This is a genomic window from Ruminococcus turbiniformis, from assembly GCF_020687545.1.
GTDB classification, from domain to species: domain Bacteria; phylum Bacillota; class Clostridia; order Lachnospirales; family Lachnospiraceae; genus Mediterraneibacter; species Mediterraneibacter turbiniformis.
In genome coordinates this window covers 43,130-65,257 of sequence record NZ_JAJEQX010000007.1, presented here as the reverse complement: position 1 = coordinate 65,257, position 22,128 = coordinate 43,130, and the positions used below count along the sequence as shown (strand labels likewise).

At 52.0% G+C, this 22,128-nt stretch carries 16 protein-coding genes; 4 read left to right on the top strand and 12 right to left on the bottom strand.

All coding sequences use genetic code 11. From position 1 onward, the window contains the following. Positions 1-87 precede the first annotated feature (87 nt). Complete coding sequence (locus LKD70_RS05590) at positions 88-534, top strand: MarR family winged helix-turn-helix transcriptional regulator (RefSeq protein WP_227707052.1); 447 nt, start codon at positions 88-90, stop codon at positions 532-534. Positions 535-620: 86 nt separating this feature from the next. Here LKD70_RS05590 and LKD70_RS05585 read toward each other — a convergent pair whose 3' ends face one another. After that, positions 621-3,332, bottom strand: coding sequence for an ATP-dependent Clp protease ATP-binding subunit (locus LKD70_RS05585; RefSeq protein WP_227707051.1), 2,712 nt, complete (start codon positions 3,330-3,332; stop codon positions 621-623). Then, the gene (locus LKD70_RS05580) at positions 3,322-3,690 is read right to left on the bottom strand and encodes a UvrB/UvrC motif-containing protein (RefSeq protein WP_227707050.1); all 369 of its coding nucleotides are present in this window, start codon (positions 3,688-3,690) and stop codon (positions 3,322-3,324) included. Before LKD70_RS05580 ends, LKD70_RS05585 begins: the two co-directional genes overlap by 11 nt. 350 nt (positions 3,691-4,040) lie before the next feature. Between LKD70_RS05580 and LKD70_RS05575 the strand changes: the two genes are divergently transcribed. Beyond that, positions 4,041-4,910, top strand: coding sequence for a DegV family protein (locus LKD70_RS05575; RefSeq protein ID WP_227707049.1), 870 nt, complete (start codon positions 4,041-4,043; stop codon positions 4,908-4,910). A 34-nt stretch (positions 4,911-4,944) separates the two neighbouring features. Continuing rightward, the gene (locus LKD70_RS05570; RefSeq protein WP_227707048.1) at positions 4,945-6,030 is read left to right on the top strand and encodes a pyridoxal phosphate-dependent aminotransferase; all 1,086 of its coding nucleotides are present in this window, start codon (positions 4,945-4,947) and stop codon (positions 6,028-6,030) included. 94 nt (positions 6,031-6,124) lie between these two features. Here LKD70_RS05570 and LKD70_RS05565 read toward each other — a convergent pair whose 3' ends face one another. Both LKD70_RS05565 and metG read right to left on the bottom strand, forming a co-directional pair. Continuing rightward, on the bottom strand, positions 6,125-6,970 hold the full coding sequence (locus LKD70_RS05565) for a MerR family transcriptional regulator (RefSeq protein ID WP_227707047.1): 846 nt from the start codon (positions 6,968-6,970) through the stop codon (positions 6,125-6,127). Positions 6,971-7,126: 156 nt separating this feature from the next. Then, positions 7,127-9,052 (bottom strand): methionine--tRNA ligase, encoded by a 1,926-nt coding sequence (gene metG / locus LKD70_RS05560; RefSeq protein WP_227707046.1) that lies wholly within the window; start codon positions 9,050-9,052, stop codon positions 7,127-7,129. Positions 9,053-9,731: 679 nt separating this feature from the next. On the opposite strand from metG, the gene LKD70_RS05555 reads away from it, so the two are divergent. Continuing rightward, entirely contained in the window at positions 9,732-10,379 is a 648-nt protein-coding gene (locus LKD70_RS05555) for a tRNA (mnm(5)s(2)U34)-methyltransferase (RefSeq protein WP_227707111.1), read from the top strand. Between the two features lie 24 nt (positions 10,380-10,403). Here LKD70_RS05555 and LKD70_RS05550 read toward each other — a convergent pair whose 3' ends face one another. From LKD70_RS05550 to LKD70_RS05515, 8 genes are all read right to left on the bottom strand, one after another. After that, positions 10,404-11,003, bottom strand: coding sequence for a helix-turn-helix domain-containing protein (locus LKD70_RS05550; protein ID WP_227707045.1), 600 nt, complete (start codon positions 11,001-11,003; stop codon positions 10,404-10,406). Between the two features lie 96 nt (positions 11,004-11,099). After that, complete coding sequence (locus LKD70_RS05545) at positions 11,100-13,196, bottom strand: penicillin-binding transpeptidase domain-containing protein (RefSeq protein ID WP_227707044.1); 2,097 nt, start codon at positions 13,194-13,196, stop codon at positions 11,100-11,102. Positions 13,197-13,314: 118 nt separating this feature from the next. Continuing rightward, positions 13,315-14,478 carry a carboxynorspermidine decarboxylase gene (gene nspC / locus LKD70_RS05540; RefSeq protein ID WP_227707043.1) on the bottom strand — a complete coding sequence of 388 codons (1,164 nt, stop codon included), beginning with the start codon at positions 14,476-14,478 and terminating at the stop codon, positions 13,315-13,317. Positions 14,479-14,573: 95 nt separating this feature from the next. Beyond that, the gene (locus tag LKD70_RS05535; protein ID WP_227707042.1) at positions 14,574-15,776 is read right to left on the bottom strand and encodes a saccharopine dehydrogenase family protein; all 1,203 of its coding nucleotides are present in this window, start codon (positions 15,774-15,776) and stop codon (positions 14,574-14,576) included. 23 nt (positions 15,777-15,799) lie between these two features. Beyond that, positions 15,800-16,660 carry an agmatinase gene (gene speB / locus LKD70_RS05530; protein WP_227707041.1) on the bottom strand — a complete coding sequence of 287 codons (861 nt, stop codon included), beginning with the start codon at positions 16,658-16,660 and terminating at the stop codon, positions 15,800-15,802. Beyond that, positions 16,661-17,527 (bottom strand): polyamine aminopropyltransferase, encoded by an 867-nt coding sequence (speE, locus tag LKD70_RS05525; RefSeq protein WP_227707040.1) that lies wholly within the window; start codon positions 17,525-17,527, stop codon positions 16,661-16,663. Between the two features lie 77 nt (positions 17,528-17,604). Further along, positions 17,605-19,062, bottom strand: a complete 1,458-nt coding sequence (locus tag LKD70_RS05520; RefSeq protein ID WP_227707039.1) for an aminotransferase class I/II-fold pyridoxal phosphate-dependent enzyme — start codon at positions 19,060-19,062, stop codon at positions 17,605-17,607. Between the two features lie 451 nt (positions 19,063-19,513). Next, a complete protein-coding gene (locus LKD70_RS05515; protein ID WP_227707038.1) occupies positions 19,514-22,126 on the bottom strand; it encodes a sensor histidine kinase in 2,613 nt (870 codons plus the stop codon). Positions 22,127-22,128: the final 2 nt, after the last annotated feature.

Below are 22,128 nucleotides of genomic sequence, written 5' to 3'. Positions count from 1 at the left end.
AGCTTCCACATCCTGACTTCTTTTCCTTGAAATGCCACTTTCACTGATGTATAATTGATTAAAGATTTATTAATTAAGGAGTTAATCATGAACAGTGAGCTGAAAGAACAGTTTTTTACATCAATCGTACATTTCCGGAAACTGGAATCCGCCCTGTCGTCCGAATGTGAGATGCAGATGAACGAGATGGTCATCTTAAACAGCATCGCCGGCACGTGCTGCCGGGAATGTCCATGCATGAATCTGGACGTCCCCATGATGCAGAAGAAGCTGAACATCTCCAAGCCCGCCATTTCCTACATACTGAACACACTGGAAAAGAAGAAATACATTGTCCGGGAAATTGACCCGAAAGACCGTCGCAAAGTCTCCATCAGCGCGACGCCCGAGGGAAAAGCCGCGGCCAAACACTCGATGCAGAAATACGACGAACTGCTCACTGCTCTTCTGACAAGTTTCGGAGAGGACAATATGCGTCAGCTCATACAGCTCATCGACGTTCTGGATGACCTGTACGAGTCACGGAATAAATAGTCAAAAATCCGCCCAGGCTGTGAACCGATTATTCTAAATCATATCACAGTCCGGACGGTTTTTCTGTTTTGAAATTACTCTTATCTTCAGACGGCATACTCGCCGTGTTTTCTTCTCTCTACCGACACACGGATTTCCCCGCCGTCCGCGGTCACGACAAGTTCGTCTTCCGGCAACGGCTTCTCATCAAGAATACAGTCTGCCACCGCATTCTGGAGCATGGACTGAACGGCCCGCTTAAGCGGCCTTGCGCCGTATGCGGGATCGAAGCCTTTCTCCGCAAGAAGCTCGGACGCACTCTTGTCTACGTGGATATAAACTCCCTGTTTTTCCATTCTCTCTGTCAGCCTGTTTACCTGAATATCCGCGATTCTGCGCACGTCTTCCTTTCCAAGCGGATGGAATACGATCACCTCATCCAGACGGTTGATAAACTCCGGGCGGAACGTCATTTTCACCGCTTCCATAACGCGCGCGCGGATGTTGTCTTCCCGGCGCTCTTCCTCGCTCCTGTCACTGACGGCAAATCCAAGAGAACTCTTTCCGGTAATCTCACGCGCCCCGATGTTGGACGTCATAACGATAATCGTATTTTTGAAGCTCACGGTGCGCCCCTGAGAATCCGTAAGCCGCCCGTCGTCGAGGATCTGAAGCAGGGCGTTCCACACATCCGGATGGGCCTTCTCGATCTCGTCAAAAAGGATGATGCTGTAAGGCTTTTTCCGGACAAGCTCTGTCAGCTGTCCTCCCTCTTCATAGCCCACGTATCCCGGCGGTGAACCGACCAGTTTCGACACGGTATACTGCTCCATATATTCCGACATGTCGAGGCGGATCATGGCATTCTCATCGTGGAACATTGCCTCAGCCATAGCGCGGCACAGCTCTGTTTTTCCGACTCCGGTGGGGCCCAGAAACAGGAAAGATCCCGTTGGTCTCTCCGGGTCCGCCACTCCGGTGCGCCCTCTTCGTATGGCGCGCGCCACCGCCGCCACCGCATCGCCCTGCCCGATGACACGGGAATGCAGTGTGTCTTCCAGAGAGCGCAGTTTTCTTGCCTCATCCTCTGTGAGCATGGTAACCGGAATCCCGGTCCAGGAAGACACTACTTCCGCAATATCCTCCGCCTCCACACGGCTGCACTGTTCTTTCTGCCAGCGCGCCTGTTTGTCCGCCAGCTCTCTTACAAGCTCATTCTGTCTGTCACGAAGGACGGCTGCCCGCTCATATTCCTGGATTTCCGCGGCATGTTTCTTCTCTTTTCTTACCCTTCTTATCTCCTCCTCAAGTGCCGTAAGATACGGAGGAGTCGTCAGACCTCTCGTCTTGATTCTCGACGCGGCTTCATCCATCAGGTCAACCGCCTTGTCCGGCAGGAACCGGTCCTGTATGTACCGTACCGAAAGTTCCACCGCCGCTCGCACTGCTTCGTCCGAAATGGAAAGTCCGTGAAATGCTTCGTATTTTCCTTTCAGCCCCATCAGAATCCGCACCGCGTCTTCCTGATCCGGCTCTTCCACGTCCACCGGCTGGAAACGGCGTTCAAAGGCAGCGTCTTTCTCAATATGCCTGCGGTACTCTTTCAGCGTGGTCGCGCCGATCACCTGAAGGCCGCCCCGGGCAAGCACGGGCTTCAAGATATTGGCGGCGTCCATCGTCTCGCTGGCTCCCGCTCCCGCGCCCATAATCATATGAAGCTCGTCGATAAAAAGAATCACATCTCCGTCTGCTTCGGCTTCCTCGAGGAAATTTTTCATTCTCTCTTCAAAATCCCCTCGGAATCTTGCCCCGGAGAGCATTCCGACAAGATCCAGTGATACAATCCGCTTTGTCCTTAAATTGGCGGGGATTCTTCCGTCCGCAATCCGCTGCGCGAGCCCTTCCACAACAGCGGTCTTTCCTACGCCCGGCTCCCCGGTCAGAACCGGATTATTCTTCGTCCGGCGGGAGAGAATCTGAACGATCCGCTCTATCACATTCTCCCTGCCGATCACCGGGTCAAAGGCTCCCTCGCGGGCCTTTTCCGTGATATCTGTCCCGTACTTTTCCATGACAGATATTTCCTGTTCCTCATCATCCGAAACGTCCGGGCTGTCTTCATTTCTGCCCTGAACGTTTCTCCGGGACATGTTCTCCGCTCTGCTCTGAGCATTTCTCCGGGACGTGTTTCCGTTTCCGCTCCGGGGGCTTCTGTGTACAGTTTTCTCCTCTCTGCTCTGCGGATCACCGTACACATTTCCGAAAGGAATCCCCTCTGCCCCCGGCAGGGCCTCCCCGTCTTCCGTTGCGCTGTCTTCCGGCGCGCCGTATTCGCTCACTCCGGGGACTTTATCATGCTCTTCTGTCACTTCGGGAAGGGCCGAACTGTTTCCGCCCAGGTAGCGGCGTATCTCCTCCGGATCCGCTTCAAGCGAAATCATAAGCTGAGAGGCCGCACACTCCCCCGCATCCAGAATCCCCGTAAGCAGGTCTTCCGGTTCAACATGATTATGCCCGCGGGCTTTCGCTCTCCGCTCCGCAATGTGGAGCACCTGCTCCGCCTCTTCTGATATCTGGACGGCATGGAAGTTTCCGTCGGCTTTCGCATCCATATCATACTGATGCAGGTATTCTTCGATGATCTCTTTGTCCAGTCCGTTTCTCCTGAGCGCCGCGCCCGCTTCTCCCCGTTCCCGGGACAGCGCCCAGAGAAGGTGCTCACTTCCGATAAACCCGTGCTTCATACGGGTCACAAAACGCAGCGCGGACTGAAACAGTTTCATCGATCTCTGACTGAACAGATTCAGATTAATTTCCATGTGCGCACACCTCCCTTTCTATCACCGCAATATCATCCCTGAGTCTGGCTGCTTCCTCATAATCCTCCTGCTCGGCCGCCTCGGTCAGGCGCGCTTTCAGCGCCTTAAGCTTTCTCCGGTTAATAAGTCCCGGCACTGCAAGCTCCGGAAATGCACGGTCGCCAAGCCTTCTCGGCTCCTGCTTTCCCGGCCACCAGCCTGTATAACTTTTAAACTCCTCCGTCTTTCCCGCCGCTGACGCCTGCTGCCACATTTTATCAAGACAGCCCGCGCAGACAGGCACCTGATAGACGGTTCCCATCCAGTTTATGTAAAACACCCGATCCACATGATCTCTGCCGCAGAATTGACATTTCATATTGATTCACCTCTTTATACTCCAATATCGCCGGCAGATACTCCGGCGTATTTCAAAACTTAATAGTTAAGTTTTTAATAATATAGTATAAAATTTTTAAAATGTCAATAGTCTGCGCAGTTCAGATTTGTCCGGCATCAGTATATTCCGACAGTCGCCGCAGGGCTGAACTGTTACGATAGTGTCTGAAATTTTCACGTAAACTTGCCATTTCCATACATTTGCTCTAAACTATTTTATGTGTTTGTTTTCAAAATCAGCGGCACAGGATAAATTTTCAGCTTTTAAGGCACCGTAATATCAGTCCGTGCGGAAATACTATAAGAAACCAGTGAAAGGAGAAAGAAAAAATGTCAGACAAGTCACCGGAACAGAAAATCATTTTAAGCGCCGACAGCACATGCGATCTGGACGCTGAGCTGAAAGAGCGCTATCACGTACATTATTTTCCGCTCCACATTATTCTGAACGAGAAAGACTATATGGACAATGTAGATATCACCCCGGAGGAAGTCTATCAGGAATATTACGACCACAAAGTCCTGCCGAAGACATCCGCCGTAAATGTTGAAGAATACATCGAGCATTTCCGCCCCTGGGTGGAGGCCGGCTGTGAAGTCATCCACATCAACCTGGGACACGCTCTTTCCAGTTCCTACCAGAACTGCTGTATCGCCGCGTCCGAACTCGGGCACGTTCATGTGGTGGACAGCTGCAGCCTCTCCACAGGCACCGGACTTCTCGTCGTTGCGGCGGGAAAAATGATCGCGGAAGGACTTGATGCGGAGACGATCGCGGAAAAGCTTCGCAAACGCGCTTCCAACATCCACGCAAGCTTCGTCCTCGACACCCTCACCTTCCTCCACGCAGGCGGACGCTGCTCTTCCCTTGCGGCGCTGGGCGCAAACATGCTGAAGCTCAAGCCATGCATCGAGGTAAATAACCATGACGGAAGCATGGGCGTTGGGAAGAAATACCGGGGTTCCCTGGACAAAGTGCTCGTAAAATATGTAAAAGACCAGCTTTCCAAATATGCGGACATTGATACGGATCTTCTCTTTATCACTCACTCCGGGATTTCTCAGGAGTACATCGACGCAGTGAAAAAGACAGTCGACGAGACAATGAAGTTCAAAGAGATTCACATCACAAAGGCAAGCTGTACCATTTCCTGCCACTGCGGGCCGAATACACTGGGAATTCTTTTTGAGACAAAATGAGAATGCTGTGCGAACATAAAGGAGAAACCGAAAGATGAATGCGAAACCGGTATTTCACGGAAGTGATATCGAAAAAATCTGCGAATACTACCATTTAAAAAAGGAAGAGATCGTAAACTTTGCCGCCAACGTCAATCCGCTGGGGCTCTCGGAAGAGGTGAAGTCCGGGATCGCGGCGCGCCTCGACCTGCTCTCGTCCTACCCGGACCGGGAATACACATCCCTCCGGGAAACGATTTCTAAATACTGCGGCATCCCGGCCGAGTTTATCCTGCCGGGAAACGGCTCCAGCGAACTGATCTCACTGCTGATCGAGACCCGGAACCCAAAGCGGACGCTTATCCTCGGCCCCACATACTCCGAGTATTCCAGAGAGCTCTCCTTCTCCGGGAGCACACAGGAATACTATCACCTTAAGGAAACGGAGAATTTCGAACCGGATGTGGACGATCTGTGCCGCACGCTTGACCGCGGATACGATTTCCTCATCATGTGCAATCCGAACAATCCGACCTCGTCGGCCGTCAAACAGTCCGATCTCCTCCTCATCCTCGATCATTGCGCAAAGCGCGGCATCTTTGTCATGATCGACGAAACGTATGTGGAGTTCGCTCCGGATATCAGTGAGATAACCGCTGTTCCCCTTACCCGGAAGTATGAGAATCTTATGGTCCTGCGCGGGGTATCCAAGTTTTTTGCGGCGCCGGGACTTCGCCTCGGCTACGGAATCACCGGAAATCACAGGTTCTTAAAAGAGATGCGTGAAAAACAGGTCCCCTGGTCGTTAAACAGTATCGGCGCATACGCGGGGGAGCTGATGCTCAAAGACAGCAGCTACATCCGCCGCACCCGGGATCTCATTCTCCCGGAGCGCGAACGCATGTATCAGACCGTGCTGCAGACGCCGGATTACAAGACCTACCGCCCGTACGCCAACTTTCTGCTGGTGCGCATTATGCGGAAGGGGATGACGTCGGCGGATCTGTTTGAGAAATGCATCCGGAGGGGGCTGATGATCCGGGACTGCTCGTCGTTTCAGTGTCTTGACGGAGAGTACGTCAGATTCTGCGTGATGCGGCCGGAGGATAACAGCCGCCTGTTAACTGTATTGGGGACGTAGTGAAATTTAATTCTGCTACGTCCCCAATTGAAGTTCAGTGTGTCCCAAACTGGAATTCACCCTGTCCCTTTTTTACTCTCTTTTTCTTCTTAAATCAGCAGTTTTCCCCGTAAAACCGCCGGATCGCCTCCGCAATAAATGCCGAAATCCCCGCTCCGTACTGACGGTCTGTCTCTTCTGAAAGTTTTTCCCCTTTCAGATACTCATTCGCCATGTCAAGGAGGAGCGCCCGGGCATTTTCAAGATGAAAAAGTTTCTTATAGTTTACTGCCAGTTTTTCCACTGCCGCTTCTGCTTCATCCATATCTTCTGACCGCATTGCATCGGCAAACTGACGGTAAATCCTCTCATTTTCCTCCTGCTGCGGCATGAAGTCTTCTGTATTTCCGGACGCTTCAAGGCTGGCCTTCAATGCACGATCCTTCCCGCTGTACCATCGATTCAGCTGTATCTGCACTTTCTCATCCTTCAGGTTTTCATCTACTGTTTCACGAAATGCTTCCATACTGCCATACTGTTCTGCAAAAGATTCTTTCTGCTCTTTTGACGCTGCCGCTATCATATGGCTGATCACATCTGCCCTGTCTTTTTCGCTGAATGCCTCAAAATTCAGCACGTGTTCTCCCTGTATCACATCTGTAATAAGAGAAATGAGCCCGTTCAGACGGTTCCTTTTTCTGATCAGGCACTCTTTCTGTTCGGCGAGAAGCTTTTTCCTGTCATAGCCGGGTGCTTCCAGCATCTTTTTTATATCCCCGAGAGGGAGATCCAGTTCCCTGCAGAACATGATCTCCTGCAGTTTTTCAAGAGACCTTCTGTCATAAAGACGATATCCGGCCTCTGTGACCTTGGCGGGACGCAGCAGACCGATTTCATCATAATAACGAAGCGTCCGGATACTGATCCCCGTGAGATCTGATACTTCTTTCACTGTTTTCATATCTTTACAGCCTCCTTTCGCTTCTTATCCTAAAGCATTACGCCGCGTGAGAGTCAACAGAGAAAAAAGAGGAAAGCAAACTGCCTTCCTCTCCTGTAATTCTCTGTCACTTTCTGCCGCTTTTTCCAATTGATGCCCGAAAACCCGAATACCTTATCAGCAGATCTCTGCGCCTGACGGCATCTCCTTCTCCGGCACCACAAGCGCCAGATTTCCATCCGCATCCTCTGCGCAGAGCAGCATTCCCTCAGACACAACGCCTGCAAGCTTCGCCGGCTTTAAGTTTACAAGAACCATCACCTTCTTGCCGACCATTTCCTCCGGCTTATAGTGTGCCTTGATGCCGGATACAATCTGTTTAACCTGGCTTCCGATCTTCACCTGGGAACAGAGAAGCTTTTTCGACTTCTTCACTTCCTCGCAGGCAATGATCTCGCCTACCTGGAACTGCATTGCAGAAAACTGGTCATACGTGATCTCCGGCTTTGCCTCAATATCGATCACATCCGCCTCTTCTGCCGCGTCATCTCCGCTCTCTTCTTTGTGCGGGTGCAGCTCCTCTACCTTTTTCATCACTTCCTCGATATCGAGACGCTGGAAAAGAATCTCCGGTTTCTCTGTCACATGTCCGTCGCCAAGCTGCTCGAGGATCTTTCTGCTCGTAGACGGCATGAAGGATTCCAGAAGCCGCGCGCCCACGGAAATGCCCTGGATCAGATTCCAGAGAACGGTCTCAAGGCGGTCTTTCTTCGCCTCTTCCTTTGCCAGAATCCACGGTGTTGTCTCATCAATATATTTGTTGCAGCGCTTAAACAGGTTGAAAATCTCCGTGATCGCATCCGCAACTCTCAACTCATTCATCTTCACATCCACAGCCTTCGGCGTATTTTCCATAACCGCCTTCAGATCTGCGTCAACCTCTTCCGCAGCTCCTTTGTCAGATACCGTGCCGCCGAAATATTTGTTCGTCATGGATACAGTACGGTTTACAAGGTTTCCGAGCGTATTCGCCAGGTCGGAATTCAGGCGCTCTACCATCAGTTCCCATGTGATAACTCCGTCATTTTCAAAAGGCATCTCGTGAAGAACGAAATAGCGCACCGCGTCCACACCGAAGAAATCGACAAGCTCATCCGCATAAAGCACATTTCCCTTGGATTTGCTCATCTTGCCGTCCCCCTGTAAAAGCCACGGATGGCCAAACACCTGCTTCGGCAGCGGAAGGCCCAGCGCCATAAGGAAAATCGGCCAGTAAATCGTATGGAAACGGATAATATCCTTACCGATCAGGTGAAGGTCTGCCGGCCACAGCTTCCCAAACTGTTCTGTGCTGTTTCCGTCTGCGTCATATCCGATTCCGGTAATGTAGTTGGTCAGGGCATCCAGCCACACATAGACCACGTGTTTGTCGTCAAAATCAACCGGAATTCCCCATTTGAAAGATGTCCTCGACACACACAGATCCTGAAGTCCGGGCAGGAGGAAGTTGTTCATCATCTCATTTTTTCTCGATACCGGCTGGATAAACTCCGGATGGCTGTTAATGTGCTCGATCAGGCGGTCCGCATATTTGCTCATCTTGAAGAAATATGCCTCCTCCTTCGCCGGCTGCACCTCACGCCCGCAGTCCGGACATTTGCCGTCCACAAGCTGAGACTCTGTGAAGAACGACTCGCACGGCGTGCAGTACATTCCCTCATAATATCCTTTGTAAATATCTCCCTGATCGTAGAGTTTCTTGAAGATCTTCTGAACCTGTTTCTCGTGATCTGCGTCCGTCGTGCGGATAAACTTGTCGTAAGACGTATCCATCAGATCCCAGATCCGTTTGATCTCTGTTGAAACGTTGTCCACAAACTCCTTCGGCGTGATTCCCGCCTCGTCCGCCTTCAGCTCGATCTTCTGTCCGTGCTCATCCGTACCTGTCTGGAAGAACACATCGTAGCCCTGGCTTCTCTTGTAGCGGGCAATCGCATCTGCCAGCACGATCTCGTAAGTGTTGCCGATATGCGGCTTTCCGGATGTGTACGCGATCGCGGTTGTAATGTAATACTTTGGTTTCTGATTCTGATTTTCTGACATAACTACCTCCTTCGGGGACGTACTCATTTTCAATTCTGCTACGTCCCCAATTGAATTTCAGTGTGTCCCAAATCGGGATTCACCCTGTCCCTTTTTGCGCTTTGCTCTGTCCCGAAACAAATCACCGGAAGTGCCTGGCGGCACATTCCGGGATTGTAAGCGGTCGCCAAGTCCTCGGGCAAGCCCGGGCTTTGGCTCGTCGCCCGTACAAAAAAACCGTCTCCTTAATGCATAACGCAAATTAAGAAGACGGTTCTGTACCGTGTTACCACTTCTCTTCATCTTATCCTCGCGGAAAAAGACCTCAGCAGGTGCCTGTCAGCACCTCTCCGCTGTAACGGGCGGACCCATCGCAGCCTTACTGCCGCCGCAGTTCGGTGCGCTGCTCGGAAGCCATGTTCATCTGCTGTCCATTCATCCCTCTCAGCCTGGAGCCTCTTAAGACAGAAAACGGGAATCCCGTCCTGTATCCGTCTCAGACTGTTGAAACACTCCGTGGGAATTCTCTGTAAAACTTCCGGCAGACTACTCTCTTCGTCATTGCTTTTTTCTTTATCTTTAAAAAGGTTAGCACACCGCCGGAGGAATGTCAAGGAGGTTCCTCTTTTCAACCCGCTCCAATCCTGCTATGATATTTTGAGAAAACAGTTCACCCGAAACCGGAGGATTAAGATTGAACATGAAACAGTCACAGATCACTTACTGGTGCCACTCCATCATCCGCTCCCAGGTAAAGGAAGGCGGATTCTACATCGACGCCACAATGGGGAAAGGCAATGACACGCTGTTTCTCTGCCAGCTGGCCGGAGAACACGGAAGTGTGTATGCCTTTGACATTCAGGAGGCTGCATTTGCAGCAGCTGAAAAACTTCTCGAAAGTCACGGATACGGATACATCCGCCATACCGCCCCTGTATGCCCGGAATTTTCAGATTCCAGTGTTCCTCTGAATTCAGAAAACAGCAGCTTGGCTCAGGGAAACATTTATCTGATAAAGGACGGCCACGAAAATATGGACCGCTATTTCACCCCTGAAACCGCCGATCTCGTCTGCTTTAACTTCGGCTATCTCCCCGGCGGGGACCACCGGATCGCCACAAAACCCCAGACAAGCATAACCGCAATTGCAAAGGGACTGAAGATCCTCAAAAGCGGCGGCATGATGAGCCTGTGCATCTACAGCGGCGGCGATACGGGATTTGCGGAAAAGGACGCGGTCCTTCAATATTTAAAAATGCTTCCCGCAAGAGAATACACCGTCATAGTGAATGAATATTACAACCGGGAAAACCGCCCGCCGCTTCCGGTATTCATATTTAAACGATAGCAGCAAATTCCGTATGCAGGGAAGTCACTGCCCACGCTTTATAACAATATCTTCCATAAATTCCGGAAGGTACTCCCGGCAGATATCTTCCCGCACGATTGCGTCGCCGCCGTAGAGCATATACACCTTTGCATCTGTTTCACTGTTAAGCACCATCGGCTTTCCATTGACCTTTGCGCACAGGTCGATCGCTTTCTGCGGGATAACCGGCCTGAGCCGCCGAATCTCATAACGGCGCTCTTCGTCCGCCCAGCCCGCCCATTCTGTCTGCCCGCCGAACTGGTTTCCATCCATCTGGATCCAGTAGTACACTGCGTTTTCCGTAATGGTATAATCGTTCAGGCATTTCAGGTAATGGCTGTAAAACCAGCTGTATTCTGTTCCCGCAATCCGCTTGTCCTTTCGCTCTTCCAGAATCTCTCTGTAGCTTTTCAGTCCAAGCAGATAATCCGTCGACACATTGAAATATGTAGCAAGCAGGATCAGCACCTGCGTATCCGGCCGGCGCTCTTTCTCGTATCTCTGAACGGATTTTACGGAAATATTCAGCCGCTCGGCAAGCTTCTCCTGGCTTAATCCCGCCGCAGTTCTCAGTTCTCTCACCCTGGAACCAAATGTCTCCATAAACGCATCTCTCCTTTTCTCTGTTCTGCGCCCATTATAGCGCAGCAGGTGAGGAAATCATAGAGACAGTTGTGTCGGGTGGTTTGTATTTTCAGTTCAGATTCCTGCATACCCCTCCACGATTTCTCTTACCTTCCCCGTCACATAACTGCTGCCGCCCAGCTGCTTTACATCCTCCACCATCCCGACGACCGCGATCGGCTTTTCTGCTGCATCGATCGTCTCACAGATAAACCATCCCCTCTCGATCCCTTCGGTGTCATCCTGACTTTCCTTGATCTCCGCAGTCCCGGTCTTTCCAAGCATGGTGACTCCGTCGATCTTCGCGCTCGCCCCGGTTCCGGTCGGGTCTTCCACGACCTGGATCAGATCATTCTTCACGGTCTCGGCTGTGGCGGCACTGACCACCTGCTCTTTCCAGATCTGAGGCGTATATCCTTCCTCGAGCTCAAGCACCGGCAGAATCATATTTCCGCCGTTGACAAACATAGAGTACATGGACAGCAGATGAACCGGATTGACAAGGAGCCGGCCCTGTCCGTAGCCTGTATCTGCCAGCTGGATGTCGGAATCAATATTCCCGTCGTCGTCATAAGTGGACTGCTGAAGACTCAGCGCAAACGGAAGTTCTTCGCCGAAGCCCATTTTCCCGAAATAGTCTTTCATCACATCCCCGCCGATATTGAGCGCCGCCCGGGCAAAATAAATATTGTCAGAGTAAACGAGTGCGTTTCTCAGATTTACTTCAGTGCCGTAATCTGTCAGCGTAGTTACATAGTAGTCTCCCCAGCCCGCGTCAGCCTGCCAGCTCAGCCCTACATATCCCAGGTTCTCATCCGGGATAATCCGTCCGCTCTCTACTCCCACTGCCGCCGTGATTCCTTTAAATGTGGACCCCGGAACCCAGGTGCTCTGGAAGCGGCTGTTGAGCGGCATGTCTTCCGAGCTGTTCAGTTCATTCCACCGCGTATCCGAAAGCCCCATGACAAACTCGTTCGGATCGTATCCGGGCGCGCTCACAAGCGCAAGCACCTCGCCAGTCAGCGGATTCATGGCTGCGGCAGTTCCTCTGTCTGATGCGAACTGTTCATACGCAGTCTGCTGAACGGAGGAATCGATCGTCACATAGATGTCCTCGCCGTCATGCGCCTCCTGCGAGACAAGTGTTTCGATCACTTTTCCCGCGCTGTTTACCACATTGACAGCAATCCCGTCCACCGCCCGCAGTCTGTCTTCAAAAGCTGCCTCCAGTCCGGACTTCCCGATCACGCTGGTTGAAGTATATCCTTCTGTCTGCTTTTCCTCCAGTTCTTCGGCAGTGATGGACTGAACATATCCGGTCAGATGGCCGGCCGCCTCACCGAGAGGATAGACTCTGGCCTCCGCATCGCTGATCAGCACTCCGGCTATCTGAAGAAGCTGCTCCTCCTTCTCTGTGTCATCCTTTGGGATCTGCTTCAACGGCACGAAAGTATCGTCCTGCACATAGGATGCATTCAGGGCGGCACTGATGGATTCTGCGCTGATCTCGAGAATTTCCGCAATCTTCTGAATATCCGCCTCCCGGTTCTCGCTCATCTTCCCCGGCACAAGGCCAACCTGCGAGACAGTTCCCTGAGATGCAAGGATGTTTCCGTTTCTGTCATAGATCGTCCCGCGTTTCGCGCTGACTGTGTCCAGAGAAACCCGGTAATCCGTCAGAAGCGACGGGAAGATCAGCGTAGAGTCCCAGTCAATGCGGTAATCGCTGTCCCCGTTTTTCACAAGTGTCATCTGGTTCTTAAACTCCAGCGCTCCGGCCGCTGTATTCATCGACGTAGTGTATGTGACAGTCTCCGTGTCTTCCCGGGACGGATTCTCCTCCTCCGGAATGTCAACCTTAATGTCGGATGCGCCGATTCCTTCGTAAATATTCTGGTTTCTGCTGACAAAGTCCTCCTCGCTGATCTCATTTTGCGAGTCGCTGCTCAGGAAACCGTACATCTGACCATACTCTCCGGCGTTCAGCAGTTCAAAATATTCCCGGACCGTATCTTCCGCCGCAGGGCGATTCAGAAAAATATTCCACACAAGAATTCCGGCCGCCGCGCATAAGAAAACCACGCCGGCGGATACACCGATAATCAGTGCGACTCTGTGGTTTCCTCTCCGGCGTCCTTTTCTTTTTCTCAAATGCTCTTTTCGCGTAGTCATGAAAACCTCCTTACAAATCCCCAGTAAACTTTCACAGAGCTATCAGGTTTCTTTTATTTGATATTACATTTGTAGGATTAATTTGTCAACTACTTTTCCTGTACAAAAAAGCCGAGGCCTACAGCCTCGACTTAAAATCTTCATATCCGAAAGTTCTCACCATCTCACACGTCCCGTCCTCTTTCTCCAGCACAATATCCGGAAGTTTCATGCCGTTGAACGTGTTTGTTTTGACCATCGTGTAGATCGCCATGTCCTGAAATTCCAGCCGGTCCCCGATCTGAATCGGCTTTTCAAACGAATAGTCTCCGATCACATCCCCCGCCAGACAGGTCGGGCCCGCAAGCCGGTAAATATACGGGCGGATGTATCCTTCGCCGTTCTGTGCATCCGTTTCCGGATTCCCCGCGTCTCTGAGCGGCGGCCGGTAAGGCATCTCCAGCACATCCGGCATATGGCACGCCGCCGATGTATCAAGGATCGCGATTTTCATGCCGTTGTCCACAATCTCCAGAACTTCCGTGAGAAGGACGCCCGCATTTAAGGCGATCGCCTCCCCCGGTTCCAGATAGATCTCCAGATCATAGGTCTCTTTCATGTGACGGATACATTTTTTCAAAAGTTCCCTGTCATAATCCGCCCGGGTAATGTGGTGTCCGCCGCCGAAATTCAGCCATTTCATCCGCTTTAAATACGGCCCGAACTTCTCCTCCACCTCATCCAGCGTCACCGCCAGATCATCGGCGTTCTGTTCGCAGAGCGTGTGAAAATGCAGCCCGTCCAGACCGGAGATGTCCTCCTCCGACATCTCTTCGCAGAACCGTTTAAGCGTTGTACCGAGTCTGGAATAAGGCGCGCACGGATCATAGATCGCATGGCCTTCCTGCGTGGAACACTCCGGGTTGATGCGAAGCCCCGCACTTCTCCCTGCTTTTCTGACCTGATCTCTGTATTTCTTAAACTGTGCCGGGGAGTTGAACACGATATGACCGCACATGCGCAGAATCTCCGGCATCTCTTCCTCCCGGTAGGCGGGCGAGAAGATATGGTTTTCTTTTCCCATCTCCTCGTACCCGAGCCTTGCTTCATACAGTCCGCTGGCCGTCGCTCCGTCCAGATATTCCCCGATCATCGGATAGACACGGTACATGGAGAAGGCTTTCTGCGCCAGCAGGATACGGCATCCTGTCTCTTCACGTATTTCCCGGAGTATCTCAAGATTTTCCCTTAACTTCTGCTCCTGCACTACATAGCACGGAGTTCTCAGCTTCTCTCTGTTCACGCTCTGTCCCTTTCTTTTCTAGATCTATACTACACTTTTCTTTCTTGCGCTTTCCCTTTTCGCGATCTTGTTCTTTCTGCAGCTTTTGCCTTTCCCTACTCTACCAGCTCCGGATCTTCGCTGATCTTCCACGGAAGCCCCCACTTGTTGAGCGCATCCATGAACGGATCCGGATCGAATTCTTCCATATTATATACGCCCGGTTTCTTCCATGTTCCGGTCATCACCATCATGGCGCCGATCATGGCCGGAACGCCCGTCGTGTATGCGACTGCCTGGGAGCCCACCTCTTTATAGCACTCCTGATGATCGCATGTATTATATATGTAGAGTTTCTTCTCCTGCCCATCCTTCTTTCCGATAAAAATACATCCGATATTCGTCTTTCCCTTTGTTCTCGGGCCAAGCGAGGACGGATCCGGAAGGACTGCTTTTAAGAACTGCAGCGGCACGATCTCGCGTCCCTCATACATGATCGGTTCGATGGACGTCATTCCCACGTCTTCGAGGCAGCGCAGATGTGTCAGATAGCTCTCCCCGAATGTCATAAAGAAACGGATTCGTTTGATTCCCGGAATATTGAGAGCCAGCGATTCGATCTCCTCATGGTGAAGCAGATACATGTCCTTCTCCCCGATCTCCGGGAAATTGTATACTCTTTTGATCTCCATCGGCTCTGTCTCTACCCAGCGGCCGTCTTCCCAGTAGGATCCCTTCGCGGAAACTTCGCGGATATTGATCTCCGGATTGAAATTCGTCGCAAACGGATACCCGTGATCGCCTGCATTGCAGTCCAGTATATCAATATAGTTGATTTCGTCAAAATAATGTTTCAGCGCATATGCAGAAAATACACTTGTCACGCCCGGGTCGAATCCGCTTCCGAGAAGAGCGGTAAGCCCCGCCTTTTCAAATCGCTCCCGATACGCCCACTGCCATTTGTACTCGAATTTCGCCGTATCCTCCGGCTCATAGTTGGCGGTATCAATGTAGTGCACTCCCGCTGCCAGACATGCGTCCATGATCGTCAGATCCTGATACGGCAGCGCCAGATTAAGCACAACTTCCGGCTGCTCCTTTTTAATCAGCGCAGTCAGCTCCTCCACATTATCCGCGTCCACCTGCGCGGTTGTGATTTTTGTCGCTGTTGTCCCCTGAAGTTTCTCTTTGAGCGCATCACACTTTGACACTGTTCTGCTGGCGATACACAGCTCAGAAAACACCTCGCTGTTCTGACAGATCTTGTGAATTGCCACGCTGGCCACACCTCCGCAGCCGATTACCATTACTTTTCCCATCTTACTTGCTCCTTTCTTTTATCTCAATTTCGGTTTACAATCGCGATCAGCATCTCCCGGATAATCTTGCACGCCACGGCCGTGGACGCCCCGGTCGGATCGCAGGGCGGGCACAGTTCATTGACGTCGCACCCGATCAGGTTTGCTCTCCCGCACACTTTTGTCACTGCATCCATCACAGACAGAAAGTCTGCTCCGCCCGGCTCCGGAGTACCCGTCCCCGGAAATACCGACGGGTCCATCACATCCAGGTCCACGGAGAAATACACCGGCGCACTGCCGATCTTTTCCAGTGTCTCCTCGAGTCCGTCAAGCCGGAACGGGTGAAAATCCGTGTGGCCGCTCTTCGCCCACTCGAACTCTTCGCGCTCCCCCGAGCGGATGCCGAACTGGTGGATCTTTCCGTCCCCAAGTATTTCCCAGCATCTTCTCATAACGCAGGCGTGGGAGAGTTCGACCCCCAGATAGTCCTGCCGAAGATCCGTGTGCGCATCAAAATGTATGATGTGCATATCCGGATATTTCTCTGCGGCGGCGCGTACGCTTCCGAGCGTCACCAGGTGCTCCCCGCCGATCATAAACGGCAGCTTCCCGTCTTTTAAAATCTCCTCCGCGCACTCGCGGATCTGTTCCAGTACCCGCTCGGAGCTTCCGATAGCCAGCTCCAGATCTCCGCAGTCATACACTGTATCTTCTGTCAATTCTTTGTCCTGATACGGGCTGTATATCTCGAGCCCGTATGAGTCGTTCCGGATGGCCTGTCCCGCGAACCGGGTTCCCGGCCGGAACGACGTCGTCGAATCATAGGGCGCTCCGAAGAGAACGACCGACGCATCTTGATACTCTGCGTCGCACCCGATATAATTTACTGTATTTTTCTGCATTTACGGCCTCCCCTTATTTTCCACGTCTTCCAGAAGCTCCTCCACATACGCCGGGAGCGCAAACACGCCCGCGTGAAGCCTCGGCTCGTAATATTTGGTATGGATTCCTTTCAGTTTCCAGCCCACCTTGTCCAGATCATCCAGCGGGTGGTATTTCTTCGAGGCGAAGCCGAAGAGCCAGTGGCCCGACGGATAGGACGGAATATGTGCCTGGTACACGCGGCAGATCGGAAATGTCTCCAGTATTCTCCGGTGCATCCGCTGGCACTGAAAAGCTTCTTCCGTATAGAACGGGCTTTCATTCTGATTGATCATGATGCCGTCCTCATGGAGCGCATTAAAGCAGTTTCCGTAAAATTCCTTTGTGAACAGCCCCTCTCCTGCGCCGAACGGGTTCGGGGAGTCGATGATAATCAGATCATACGCATCTCCCTTGGAACGGATAAACCGCAGTCCGTCTTCGTGAAAGATATGGACTCTCTCGTCAGTCAAACTGTTGGCGATCTCCGGGATATATTTCCGGCACACTTCCACAAGAAGCGGATCCGGCTCCACGACGTCAATCTTCTCAATTGTATCATACTTGATCAGCTCCCGCACAACGCCGCCGTCTCCGCCTCCCACAACGAGCACTTCCCGCACATCCGGGTGCACCGCCATGGGGACGTGGGTGATCATCTCATGATAGATAAATTCATCCCGCTCTGTGAGCATCAGATCCCCGTCCACCACAAGGATCTTCCCGAAATCTTTCGATTCCAGCACATCGATCCGCTGCACCTCACTCTGGGCGCTGAACAGCTGTTCTTCGATGCGGATGGACAGCTTCACGCCGTCCGTATGTATATCTGAAAACCACATTTCCATCGGATGCTCTCTCCTTTCTTTTATATCCTGTTCTCTATATCTTATTCTCTATATCCTGTTCTCTATATCCGCTTCTCTTACGGCCTCTCCGTCAGCACGTTGAGCCGCTCGATCTTTTCATCTTCCGGCCCGGTCATGGAACAGCCTTTCTCCTTCGCATAATCGATATAGTCTATGATCTCGTCCGTGATCTCCTCCCCCGGCGCCAGCACCGGAATCCCCGGCGGATAGCACATGACGAACTCGGAACAGATCCGGCCTTTCGTCTCGTGAAGGGGCAGAGACTCCTTTTCCGCATAGAAGGAATCCTGGGGCGTCATGACAACCTTCGGCGCAATGTACTCCTGCGTAAGCATTCCGGTTTTGTCCTTTTTATATCTTCTCTTCAGATCCGCCAGCGCGGTCACAAGGCGCTCCACCTCCCGCTTCCGGTCGCCGATAGACAGATAGGCAAGGATATTTCCCAGATCCCCGAACTCGATCTGAATATCGTACTCGTCGCGGAGGATGTCATACACCTCGATTCCCGCAAGCCCGATATCCAGCGTGTGAATGGACAGTTTCGTCGGGTCGAAGTCATAGATACTGTCTCCGTTGATCATCTCTCTGCCGAACGCATAGTAATCTCCGATCTGGTTGATCTCCATTCTGGCATACTCTGCCAGCTCTGTTACCATTTTAAACGACTCCTCTCCGCGAAGAGCCAGGTTCCGGCGGGAAATATCCAGGCTGGAGAGAAGCAGATAGGATCCGCTTGTCGTCTGGGTCAGATTGATAATCTGGCGGATGTAGCCCGGCTGCATCCCTTTTCCGATCAGCAGAAAGGAACTCTGTGTCAGGCTTCCGCCTGATTTGTGCATACTCACAGACGCGATATCCGCCCCGGCTTCCATAGCCGACACGGGCAGATCTTTTCCAAAATAAAAATGTGTGCCGTGGGCTTCGTCCGCGAGAACTTTCATTCCGTGTTCGTGGGCGAGCTTTACGATCGCCTTAAGATCGGAACAGACTCCGTAATACGTCGGATTATTGACAAACACCGCCACCGCGTCCGGATTCTCCCGGATGGCACGCTCCACATCCTCCCTCTTCATTCCGAGAGAGATGCCGAGTCCCTGATCCACATCCGGATTCACATAGATCGGCTTCGCTCCGCAGAGCACCATGGCGTTGATTGCGCTCCGGTGCACGTTTCTCGGAAGGATGATCTTATCCCCTTTCTTGCAGCACGCCAGAACCATCGTCTGCACCGCCGAAGTGGTGCCGCCCACCATGAGAAACGCGTGGCTTGCGCCGAATGCGTCCGCCGCCAGTTCTTCCGCTTCCTTTATGACAGATACCGGATGGCAGAGATTGTCGAGCGGTTTCATAGAGTTTACATCGATGCTGACGCACCGCTCTCCGAGAAGTTCCGCCAGCTCCGGATTTCCTCTTCCGTGTTTATGTCCCGGCACGTCGAAGGGGACGACCCGGTTTCTCCTGAATTTCTCAAGCGCTTCGTAGATCGGCGCTCTCTTCTGTGATAATTTATCCATCTCAAACGACCTCCACTACAAAAAACAGGCTGAATGCACCGCATTCAGCCTGTGAGAAATATCGCGTTATGTTCTCGTTTTTCCGTAAGATCATAAGCCCGCACAGAGGCTTCTTTCTTACTTTCCGATATAATATAACAGATACTGGACGTAGAGTCTATATAGCAAATATTTTTACTTTTACTACTCTTATTGACCGTTTCACAAGTTGCGTATGCGTATGCACACCAGGGTTATAAAGTAACCAACTTATAAAATTTGAGCTTCTAACTCAATCAATAATGCAGCTTGACGCCGCGTAAAATATTTGCATGGAGAACGTTCCAAATACCTGCTTTCCATACACGGCTATGTTAACACATACAACCGCAGAATTCAAGTAATTTTTCACCGGATTCATACCCGAAGTCACGTCCGGGGCCCCCCTGCTGCCGGATGGCGCATCCGGTTTTCATCGAGCCCCCGCGCGCGGGAACCGGATATTCACCCGGAAGAGGTCTCCGTCCAGATACAGCTCAAACTCGCCGCCCTGCATTGTCGTCAGGCTTTTTGCGATGGAAAGGCCAAGCCCGCTTCCCTCTGTGCTTCTCGAAATATCGCCGCGTATGAATCTCTCGGTCAGCTCATCCGCAGAGATGTTGAGCTGCTGCTCTGATACATTTTTCAGTGAAAACTCCACATTTTTTTCATTCATCGTAAGATCCGCGTACACTCTGGTCCCCGGCATGGCGTATTTCGCCGCGTTTCCGAATATATTTTCAAGCACGCGCCACATACGTCTTCCGTCCACATGGATAACCGCCGGTTCCTCCGGGAGGCTTAAGACGACCTTCAGATTGCGGGCTGTAAACTTCTCCTCCAGTTCCCCGGACGACTGCTGCACCAGTTCCCGCAGATCCATATCCATATATTCGAGGGTAATGTTTCCGCTGCTCACTTTCGACGCTTCCACCACGTCCTCGGTCAGCGTCTTTAACCGCTGCGCCTTCGCCTCCAGGATGTCGAGATACCCCTGAATTTTCTCATCCGCTATGTCGGACCGCTTCAGGATATCCACATAATTTATAATAGAAGTCAGAGGCGTCTTAATATCATGAGAGACGTTCGTGATCAGATCCGTCTTCAGCCGCTCGCCTTTCATCGCCTCAGCCATCGCCTTGTTCAGGCCGCTTCCGATATCATTCACCCGCTCCGCCATCTCAAGGTCCGTGCCGCGAAGCTTCTCAAGGTCAATGCGGTATTCCAGATTTCCCGAGGCGATCTCCACAATCCCTTTTCTGATCCGCTCCTTTGCCATCGCACTGCTTAGGACATACCAGAATACCACCGCATCCGACGCAAGCGCGAGGACGAGCATCGGGACATTCCTTACAAGGATGGCAACGAACTGAAATGCCAGAAAACCGGCTGTAATCACCCCAGTTCTCACGGTTACGCTCCGGGCGCGCAGCACGTCTTTTGCGAACACGATCACCGCGCGGGTCAGACTCCCCTTCCAGACGGTCTTCGCGCGGATCCTCCGCACAAGGCTTAAATATCCCCAGAAAAAGCAGAGGAACGTAAACAGTCCGTAACCGAAGACAAATACAGTATCTGACACACTCAGCGAATTTGCAACTGCCGCATTATATACGGTATTCGTCCCGCTCATGTACTGGTCCGCATAGTAACTTGACGTCGTGGACAATGAGTCCGCAGAAACGATCCCCATTCCCCATAAAAGCCATGTCCCGGCTATCCAGACCGCGATCACGCATATGGCCGCAGGCTCGGTTTTCCACCGGTCAAATGCCGTCAGGTGAATCTCCCGGCTCTCCCCGTCCTCAGGCTGTCTGCCCGCTGTCACGGTAAGCCAGACAAGCGCGATCAGGAAAAGAAGCGCCCCCGCCGCCGTCAGTATAACCGCGGCTCTTAAAATCGGCACGTTCTCCTCATACCGCTCATTTCCTTCATAAAACAGATCCTGCACCGGATAGGATGTATCCACGGACACCGCCAGTATGCCGTTAAACTGTGAGCCGCCCATCTGGCTTCTTACCATCTCCCACTCGGTTGAGGCAGTAAGCGACATATTTGACTCATAGTCTTCCAGCTGAGGATAGATAACCAGATAGCGCACCGAATCACCGGATTTCATTTTCTCGATGTTCTCTTCCGCCCTGCTGTAGTCCGCGTATTCACTTCTGTTTGTAAACACCTGCCCCGTATTTTCGTCAACGAAGAGATAGGTCAGGTTCGTGTTTCCCTCTTTCAGATACTCCCAGCCGCTCTCATAGCTTAAGTAGTCCGAATAAATGTTGCTTAAGACGTAGCTGAGATCACTGTAAATATTCGAGAGCTGCCCGTTCAGCTTCTCCGAGGCATTGACCGCCTGAAGCAGGTTTTCGGCCCCGACGGGCGTCCCCTGTTCCTTCAGCGATTCCCCGTAGCTCCAGCAGTCTGTATAAAGCACATTTCCGTCCCGGTCAGAGATCGTCAGCCCGTATCCTCCCGAGGACGTGAGCCTGCCGCCTGCCAGTTCCTGCAGAAAACCGGCCTGGTTCTGATACTCTGTTTCAAACGAAGCGGTGAGCTCCCCGCTCTCAAAAAGATTTAAAAATTCTTCCAGATAATAATAGTAATAACTCCCGTCCGCACGCTGGCAGACAACGACATTGTTCTCATCATAGGACGAGCTGTTTCCGGTCATATATTCCCGGCTCCAGTCGACCAGCTCACCGACGGTATACTCAATTCCGGAGCGGTTGTCATCCACTGCCTCCGCACCTTCCGTATACTGGCCGTACTCTCTGATATCAATGACTTTATCCGGATTGTATGCTCCGTCTGTCTCAAAAAAGGCGGACAGCCTGAACTTCCGCAGCACTTCATATACGGAACCGTCCACTGCATTTTCAAAATCATCCGACTCCTCATAAGTCCCCTGTGAGAACATATCCGACGGATGGATCGATCCCGCCAGCGTAGCGGCCGAGACAAGCGCCGCCGCAAACACCGCTCCGCCAAGAACTCCGGCAATGAGCACCGCGGCTTTGGCCGAAGCCTTTCTGTACCAGTATGTCATAT

Coding starts and splice junctions, on each gene's coding strand:
- LKD70_RS05590 (WP_227707052.1), top strand. CDS start 88: ATGAACAGTGAGCTGAAAGAACAGTTTTTTACATCAATCGTACATTTC.
- LKD70_RS05585 (WP_227707051.1), bottom strand. CDS start 3,332: ATGGAAATTAATCTGAATCTGTTCAGTCAGAGATCGATGAAACTGTTT.
- LKD70_RS05580 (WP_227707050.1), bottom strand. CDS start 3,690: ATGAAATGTCAATTCTGCGGCAGAGATCATGTGGATCGGGTGTTTTAC.
- LKD70_RS05575 (WP_227707049.1), top strand. CDS start 4,041: ATGTCAGACAAGTCACCGGAACAGAAAATCATTTTAAGCGCCGACAGC.
- LKD70_RS05570 (WP_227707048.1), top strand. CDS start 4,945: ATGAATGCGAAACCGGTATTTCACGGAAGTGATATCGAAAAAATCTGC.
- LKD70_RS05565 (WP_227707047.1), bottom strand. CDS start 6,970: ATGAAAACAGTGAAAGAAGTATCAGATCTCACGGGGATCAGTATCCGG.
- metG (WP_227707046.1), bottom strand. CDS start 9,052: ATGTCAGAAAATCAGAATCAGAAACCAAAGTATTACATTACAACCGCG.
- LKD70_RS05555 (WP_227707111.1), top strand. CDS start 9,732: ATGAAACAGTCACAGATCACTTACTGGTGCCACTCCATCATCCGCTCC.
- LKD70_RS05550 (WP_227707045.1), bottom strand. CDS start 11,003: ATGGAGACATTTGGTTCCAGGGTGAGAGAACTGAGAACTGCGGCGGGA.
- LKD70_RS05545 (WP_227707044.1), bottom strand. CDS start 13,196: ATGACTACGCGAAAAGAGCATTTGAGAAAAAGAAAAGGACGCCGGAGA.
- LKD70_RS05535 (WP_227707042.1), bottom strand. CDS start 15,776: ATGGGAAAAGTAATGGTAATCGGCTGCGGAGGTGTGGCCAGCGTGGCA.
- speB (WP_227707041.1), bottom strand. CDS start 16,660: ATGCAGAAAAATACAGTAAATTATATCGGGTGCGACGCAGAGTATCAA.
- speE (WP_227707040.1), bottom strand. CDS start 17,527: ATGGAAATGTGGTTTTCAGATATACATACGGACGGCGTGAAGCTGTCC.
- LKD70_RS05520 (WP_227707039.1), bottom strand. CDS start 19,062: ATGGATAAATTATCACAGAAGAGAGCGCCGATCTACGAAGCGCTTGAG.
- LKD70_RS05515 (WP_227707038.1), bottom strand. CDS start 22,126: ATGACATACTGGTACAGAAAGGCTTCGGCCAAAGCCGCGGTGCTCATT.